At 70.6% G+C, this 8,245-nt stretch carries 4 protein-coding genes; 2 read left to right on the top strand and 2 right to left on the bottom strand.

Annotation, left to right across the window (positions count from 1 at the left end):
* Positions 1-182: 182 nt before the first annotated feature.
* Positions 183-2,105, top strand: coding sequence for an exo-alpha-sialidase (locus ACFV1W_RS39505; RefSeq protein WP_380422292.1), 1,923 nt, complete (start codon positions 183-185; stop codon positions 2,103-2,105).
* A gap of 52 nt (positions 2,106-2,157) precedes the next feature.
* Here the strand turns inward: ACFV1W_RS39505 and ACFV1W_RS39510 are convergent, their stop codons facing one another.
* Positions 2,158-2,541, bottom strand: a complete 384-nt coding sequence (locus ACFV1W_RS39510) for a hypothetical protein (RefSeq protein WP_380422293.1) — start codon at positions 2,539-2,541, stop codon at positions 2,158-2,160.
* Positions 2,542-2,669: 128 nt separating this feature from the next.
* On the bottom strand, positions 2,670-5,186 hold the full coding sequence (locus ACFV1W_RS39515; RefSeq protein WP_380422295.1) for a WD40/YVTN/BNR-like repeat-containing protein: 2,517 nt from the start codon (positions 5,184-5,186) through the stop codon (positions 2,670-2,672).
* Positions 5,187-5,501: 315 nt separating this feature from the next.
* On the opposite strand from ACFV1W_RS39515, the gene ACFV1W_RS39520 reads away from it, so the two are divergent.
* Entirely contained in the window at positions 5,502-8,204 is a 2,703-nt protein-coding gene (locus ACFV1W_RS39520; RefSeq protein ID WP_380422296.1) for a glycosyl hydrolase, read from the top strand.
* Positions 8,205-8,245: the final 41 nt, after the last annotated feature.

Here is an 8,245-nt window from a genome sequence, read left to right on the forward strand (position 1 = left end):
TCACGCCACACCAGATTGTGTCTTGTCTCGTGGTCTAGGAGATGTGAATAAGCGACTGGCGGGGCGGCCGGCGTGACCTCCGGCGGCCCGCACCGCTTCACCCGCGAGATCCGCACCACCAGCGCACGTCCCCACCGGCCGGGCCCGGCCCGCCCGCCCGGCCCGCGACTCAGGAGCACTGGATGAAACGGCTCTTCCCCCACACCTGGCGGCGCGCCTTCGCCGCCGCAGCGTCGGTGGCACTGCTCACGGCCGGCGCCGTGGGCACCGCCGGCGCCGCGACCACGCTGACCAACGGCGACTTCGAGACCGGCAGCCTGTCCGGCTGGACGGCGAGCGGCCCGGCCACCAGCGTGACCACCAACGGCGCGCACAGCGGCAGTTACGCCGCCATGCTCGGCAGCACCTCGCCCACCAACGGCACCTCCTCGATCAGCCAGTCCTTCACCGCACCGAGCGGCAGCAGCACGCTGTCCTTCTGGTACGACGTGACCTGCCCGGACACCGTGACCTACGACTGGGCCACGGCGACGCTCCAGGACACGACGACCGGCACCACCGCGACCGTACTCCCCAAGACCTGCACCAGCGGCGCCGGTTGGCAGCAGATCAGCGCCGCCCTGACAGCCGGGCACGGGTACACGCTGACGCTCTCCAGCAAGGACGACAACTACGCGGGCGACGCCACGTACACGCTCTACGACGACGTGACCGTCACGGCCGCGCAGCCCGGGCCGAGCCTGCTGCAGGTCAGTACCGACCCGTTCACCAACAGCAGCAGCCAGCATGCCACCGAGCTGGAGCCGGACACCTTCGCGTATGGCAGCACCATCGTCTCCTCCTCCCAGGTCGGCCGGTTCACCGACGGCGGCTCCTCGGACATCAGCTGGAACACCTCCACCGACGGCGGCAGCACCTGGCAGCACGGCATGCTCCCCGGCATCACCACCTACCAGGGCGGCGGCAGCTGGGCCCGGGTCTCCGACCCGTCGGTGGCGTACGACGCGAGGCACGGTACCTGGATGGTCACCGGCCTGGTCATCGACGCGAACGCCAATGGCGCCGGTGTGAGCGTCAGCCGCTCCGCCGACGGGCTGACCTGGCAGAACCCGGTGATGGCCGTCGGCAACGACGGTCAGGGCTACGACAAGGAATGGATCGTCTGCGACAACTCCACGACCAGCCCCTACTACGGCAACTGCTACATCGAGGTCGACATCACCTCCTCCGGCAACACGGTGATCATGTCGACCTCGCGGGACGGCGGTGCGACCTGGTCCACGCCCGCGAGCCCCGGCGGGTCGAACACCGGGCTCGGCGGGCAGCCGCTGGTGCAGCCGAACGGCACCGTGGTCGTGCCGTTCTCCACCAACGGCAGCTCGATCCGGTCCTTCACCTCCACCAACGGCGGTACGTCCTGGGGCTCCACCGTGTTGGTCGCCAACGTCTCCTCGCACGGTGTGGCGGGCAACCTGCGCGACGGCGAGGGCCTGCCCTCGGCTGAGATCGATGCGAGCGGGAAAGTCTACGTCGCCTGGCAGGACTGCCGTTTCCGCTCCGGCTGCCCGGCCAACGACATCGTGTACGCCACCTCGACCAACGGCACCACCTGGTCCGCCGTCACCCGGGTTTCGATCGACGCCACCACCAGCACCGTCGACCACTTCATCCCGGGCTTCGGCGTCGACCACGCCACCTCCGGCGCGACGGCCAAGATCGGGCTGTACTACTACTTCTACCCGAACGCCAACTGCACTGCCAGCAGCTGCCAGTTGGAGGTCGGCTATGTCTCCTCCGCCAATGGTGGCACCAGCTGGAGCGCCCCGCAGACGGTTGCCGGGCCGATGGCGCTCTCCCAGATCGCCTCGACGACCCAGGGCAGCATGGTCGGCGACTACCTCTCCACCTCGGTGGTGAACGGCAAGGCGGTCGCGATCTTCGCCGTCGGCAAGGCGCCCGCGGGCGGCCAGGCCTTCGACGAGGCGATGTACGCCGTCCAGGGCGGCCTCGCGGTCACCGGCGGCACCGCGCGGGCGGTGACCGGCCCGGTGCTGTCCGCCGCCGGTGACCACGCCCCGAGCCTCCGGCCGCCCGTGCGGAACTGACCGACGGCGGCCGGCCCCCCGTTCGCGCACTGTAGGGGGGCCGGCCGCCGTGTCAGTGCGCGGGGCGGGTGGGAGCGCCGGGGGCGCCGTGGTCCAGGTCGGTCGGGTTCTCGACGTCGACGGACTGCGTCGGTGCGGGCGACGGGGTGGTGGCGACTGCGGGCGGGGGCGTGTCGACCGGGCTGGTTCGTGGCGGAGCGGGGGTGGCTGCGCCAGGGGCCGCCGGGACGGTCGGTGAAACGGTCGCTGTGCTGGTGCCCGGGGCCGCCGGAGTGGTCGTCGGGCCCGCCGTCGAAGGTGGTGCCGTGACGGCGGTGGTGGCCGGGGGCGGGCTGGAGGGCTGGTTGCTGTCGCCCTTGTCCGCATCGCAGGCCGAGGCGGTGCCGAGCGCGATGAGGATGAGGACGGCGATCCCCACGGCTCTGGGTCGGTGCATGAGGTGAGGTCTCCCGGTTCTGGCGGACGATGCGGTCATGGGACGACAGCGGCGCCCGTCCGGTTCCGCAGGTGTGCGCGCGGCCCACCAGCCGACGATGGCTGGTGGGCCGCACGTGGGACATACCGTCAGCCGGTGATCTTCCACAGGCCGCGGCCGTGGGTGGCGGCCATCAGGTAGCTGCTGTCGGGGGAGACGGTCAGGTCGGAGACGGAGGCGTTCGGCAGGCCGGTGCCGAGGCGGCGCCAGCAGCCGGAGCCGTCGGCCACGAACACGCCGACGTCGCCGCCGACGACGACCTGGCCCTTCCAGAGCTTCACCACGCTGAACGATGCGTCCGGCAGGTTGCCGCTGATGTCCGTCCAGTGTGCGCCGCCGTCGCGGGACTCGAAGACGTGGCCCACGCCGGCGCCGTCGATCCAGTGGCGGCTGTACGAACCGTAGACCGCGTAGACGTGGCCGGCGTCGGCCGGGTCGACGGTCAGGCCGGTGACGAAGCGGTTCGGCAGCTCGGGGGCGCTGATCCGGTGCCAGGTGCCGCCGTAGTTGGTGTCGATGCCGGAGGTGAACGGCGTGGCCGCGCCGGGGTTGCAGCCGTTGCCGGTGCCGCACCAGCCGACGTAGGTGGTCGAACCGGAGACGGCGACGGCGGTGGAGGCGTTGCCCGCGCCGAGGTCGCGGACGGGCTTCCAGTCGCAGACCTGCTGCCAGCAGGTGGTGTCCCAGCCCTTGCCCTGGTTGTCCCAGACGTAGCGGCCACCGGCGACCCAGTGGTCGGCGTTGCCGGGGTCGGCGGAGAACGGCGCGTTGAAGCGGCCGTCGGTCTCGCACGGGCTGGTCTTGTTCTGCTTGCAGTTGGGCGTCACGTAGTACCAGCTGTGGCCGCCGTCATCGGACTTGGCCATCGCGAGGTTGGTGTACTCGGCGACCACCCGGTTGCCGTTCTTCGGGTCGACGACGACGTCGAAGCCGTCGCCGCCCTTGGGCTCGGCCATGTGGTCGCTGCCCGGGGTGAGGACGGAGTAGCCGTTGTCCTGCAGGCCGCCCCAGGCGATGTCGCCCTTGCCGTCGGGGGAGGCGCCGAGGCCGCCGTAGAAGTACTGCAGGGTGCGCAGGGTGGCGTTGCGGTCAGTCCACTGGACGACCTTGCGCAGGGCGGCCGGGCGGGACCAGACGCCGCCGTCGTTGCCGAAGTACGCGGTGCCGTCGGGGGCGACGACGGCCGCGTGCTGGTCGGGGTGGGTGGTGTTCGGGCAGGTGTTCTTGGCCGGGTCGTCGTCGTAGCAGGGCAGGTCGTAGTTCCAGTACGGCCCGATGGTGTCCCAGCTCTTGCCGCCGTCGGAGGTCTCGTAGATGTCCTCCAGGCCGAGGTAGACGTGGTTCGGGTCGGCCGGGTCGACGGTGACGTACTGGTCGTACCAGGCCTGCGCGCCCGGGGTGCCGGCGCGGCCGCCGGAGGCCTTCAGCTTGGCGGCGTCGGCGAGCTTGGTCCAGGAGCCGTTGACGTCACCGGAGTCGGCAGAGAAGACGCCGCCCAGGCTGACGTTGGTCGGGTCCTCCACGACGGCGTAGAGCTTGCTGCCGTCCGGGGTCCAGTCGAAGGTGGTGCGGCCGAAACGGCTCGCGTCGAGGTCGCCGGTGGGGGTGGCCTTGGTCCAGGTCGCGCCCGCGTCGTTGGAGACGTAGAAGCCGTTGTACTGCAGGTCGTCGGGCTTGGTGCCGCCGCGCCAGCCGAGGGCGGCGACGACCGTCTGGCCGTGGCTGCCGGGCCGCACGTGGACGTCGGTGACGAAGGAGGTGCGGTAGGGGGAACCGGTCGGGTTGGGGTCCGGCTTGAGCACCGTCTGCCAGGGGCTGCGGATCTGCTTCGACGGGTGCTTCAGCAGGCCTTGGTTGGTGGCGACGTAGACCTGGTTGTTCTCGGCGAAGGAGATCCGGAACACCATGCTGTTGGCGACCCGGTTGCCGACCAGCTGGAAGGTCTGTCCGTGGTCCGTGGAACGGTAGATGCCGCCGCCCGCGATGCCGTCGGCGTTACTGTTCGCCTCGCCGGTGCCGACCCACAGCGAGTGGTCGGCCGGGTTGACCGCGACCGCGCCGATGGAGAGCGTGTCCTGCTGGTCGAAGACCGGGCTCCAGTGGGCGCCCTGGTCGGTCGAACGCCAGACACCGCCCCCGGCGGCACCGGCGTACAGGTACTGCCCGTCCACGGCCAGGGAGGTGATCCGGCCGGAGGCGACCCCGTGGCCGGCCATGTGCGGGCCTAGCTCGTACGAGTGGTCCGCGGTGTTGTACGGCGCGCTGGAGAGCTCGCTCCAGCGGCCGGCGCTGGTGGGCATGCCGTTGGCGCTCTGGCGGCCGGCGGCGAGGGCCTCCGAACTGACCGTCGTACCGGGGGCGGTGCGGACGGCGCTGTACGCGGCGTCGGCGGCCAGGATGTCGGCGCTCTCACTGCCCCCTTCGCCGCCGTCCTCGTCGCCGAACGCCTCGGGGCCGAACGGCGGCAGGGCGGAGCCGTCGGTGATGACGGCGCCGGGGGTGGGGTCGGCCGGGGCGGCGTGGCCGGGTATCGCGTTGAACAGCAGCAGAGCGGGCAGGGCCGCGCTCAGGGCTACGCGGGTTGCGCGGCGCCTGGCTGAACTCATCGGGGCTCCTCACGGATGACGCGGAAGTGCGGCCCTAACCTGCCGTCTTTGATCATTTCAAGGAAGAGCTGTGCAGGAGTATTTGCAGATGCGTTAGATATCGGATGCGAACGATGCGCGAGTTTGAACCCCAGCCGGTTGAGGACCGGTTGCGACCTCGGGGTATTCCGTTGCTTTTAACCGATTTCACAGAATTGAGTTTTAATCATTCGTTACGCGAACCCCCTTCACGCAGTGCCATTGCACCAGCCAGGCTTCGCACTGATCCGCCGGGAGTGCGACCGCGCGCCCCGGCCGCCCAGGGGAGGACGCACCGTGCCGAACAGGCAACGACGACGGCTGCTGCTGAGCGCCGTCACGCTCACCGCGCTCGGCCTGACCGCCACTCAGGCCATGGCCGCACCCGTCGCACAGCCCGGAACCCAGCCGAACCCGGTGCAGCGCCTGACCGAGGCCGGCCAGAGGCACGCCCAGAAGGTCACGGGCAAGCCGGCGGGCGGCCACACCTTCTCCGCCAAGGCCGAGACCGGTGGCGACGGCGGCAGCGACGAGGCGGAGAACTCAGCCGAGGGCACCGCGCAGTACACCGAGGCCCGCACCGCGCCCGGCGTGGTCGCGCCGGGCGCGTACGGCGCGGCCTGGGCCCAGCTGCAGTCACTGCCGCACACCGGCGGTTCCTGGGACCACGTGACGAACAAGCCGTACAACGGCGACGACCCGCGCTACCGCGACGTCAACTCCAACTCCAGCGGCGGCGCCGGCTTCGTCACGGGCCGGATCACCGGCATCGCGGCCGACTCCGACGGCTACGTCTACGCGGGCGGCGCCAACGGCGGCGTGTTCCGCTCCCGCACCGGCGGCGGCCACTGGGAGCCGATCGCCGACAAGCTGCCCACGCTGTCCACCGGCACCCTGAACCTGGACGGCGGCGGCCGGCTCTGGTACGCCACCGGCGAGTCCAACACCGGCGCGACCTCGTACGTCGGCACCGGCGTGTACGTGCTGTCCGACCCGAAGCACGGCAAGTTCCAGCCCGGGAACCGGGTCGGCGGCGCCGAGCTGGAGTCCACCACGATCCACCAGCTGCGCTTCGCCGGGGACAAGGTGTGGGCGGCAACCAACCGGGGCGTGTGGAGCCACTCCACCACCGATCTGTCCGGCCCGTGGACCATGGAGTTCGCGCCCAACCCCGATTACCTGCCCGGCGGTGCGAAGGCGAGCGACCCGAGCGCGCCGTACAAGAACATCGCCAACGACATCGCCATCGACTCCAAGGACCCGTCCAAGGTGATCCTGGCGGTCGGCTGGCGTGGCGGCGACACCTACAACGGCTTCTACAGCAAGGCGGCCGACGGCAGTTGGCAGCGGGTGGCCTCGCTGGGTGACCTGCCGACGGACGCTGCCAACGTCGGCAACGTGACCTTCGCGCGCTCGGCGGACGGCTCGCGCTACTACGCGATCGACCAGTCGCCGGACGTCATGGCGCACAACCCGGACACCGGCCTCAAGGGGATCTACGTCTCCAAGTCCGGTTCCCCGGCCGGCCCGTGGGCCCTGATCGCGGACAAGGACAAGCTCAAGGGCTCCGGCTCGGCGCTCCAGGACGCGGGCTACCAGCCGGGCATCCAGTCCTGGTACAATCAGTTCCTCCAGGTCGACCCGGCCAACCCGGACCACGTCTGGGCGGGCCTGGAAGAGGTCTTCGAGACCACCGACGGCGGCGCCAAGTGGGCCACTATCGCCCCGTACTGGAACAACCCGTTCCCGTGCTGGAGCATCGACCCCGCCAAGCAGACCGGCGACTGCTCGCCGACGACGCACTCGGACCAGCACGCCGTCGCCATCGGCAGCTACCAGGGCAAGACGAGCGTCTACGTCGGCAACGACGGCGGCATCTACACCCGCCCGGTCAACGGGCAGTTGGACGCGGGCGGTCACGCCAAGGACTGGAAGTCCCTCAACGACGGGACGATCGACACCCTGCAGTACTACTCGGTGGGCGTCGGCAAGGACCTGGCGGACCGCTCCGGCCGGGGCGTGATCGTCAGCGGCGGGCTCCAGGACAACGGCGAATCGATCCTGCGCGCGCACGACAAGGTGATGGGCTCCGACTTCGGCGGCGACGGCGGAGACACCCTGGTCGACCCGGCCAACGGCTGCAACATCGCCGAGGAGTACGTCTACCTGGACATGTGGGTCACCCAGAACTGCGCGGCGAACGACGGCAGTTGGACGAAGGACCCGAGCAAGGCCACCTCCTACGAGGTCGCACCGCCCGACAAGGCCACCAGCGCCGCCCGCTTCATCGCCCCGATCACCACCGACCCCAAGGACACCAATACCTGGATCGCGGGCGGCCAGCACGTCTGGGTGCAGCACAAGGGCTACGCGATCCGCAGCGGCAGCGAGTGGACCTCCGCCTACGACCTGGGCGCCGGCCACGTCGCCACGGCCGTGGCCACCGTCAACGGCACGGTGTACGCGGGCTGGTGCGGCCCCTGCAACAACCAGGGCTTCACCCGCGGTATCGCGGTCGGGAACACCGACGGCACCGGCTGGCGCCAGCTCAACCTGCCCGTCGACGGCACCCTGCCCAACCGGTACGTCTCCTCCTTCGCGGTCGACGAGAACGACGCCCAGCACGTCTTCGTCGCGTTCAGCGGCTTCTCCCGCAGCTGGACCGAGGGCCCGGGCGCCGGGATCGGCCACCTCTTCGAGACCCGTGACGGCGGTGCGAGCTGGACGGACGTCTCGGCCAACCTGCCAGACGTCCCCGCCACCTCGATCAAGCTGTTGCCGAACGGCGGCCTCGCCCTCGGTACCGACCTCGCCGCGTTCTACCGCGCGCCCGGTGCCACCGACTTCAGGGTGCTCGGCCGCAACCTGCCCACCACCTCGGTGCAGCAGCTCAAGATCGGCCCCGACGGCAAGCTCTACGCCGCCACCTTCGGCCGCGGCATCTGGTCCTTCGACCTGCGCCGCCTCGGCCACGGTCGGTACGACGAGACGGACGACTGATCCTTCTCGCTGACCCGAGTGACACCGCCGGTGTGCGGACT

Source organism: Kitasatospora sp. NPDC059648 (assembly GCF_042734825.1).
GTDB lineage: Bacteria > Actinomycetota > Actinomycetes > Streptomycetales > Streptomycetaceae > Kitasatospora.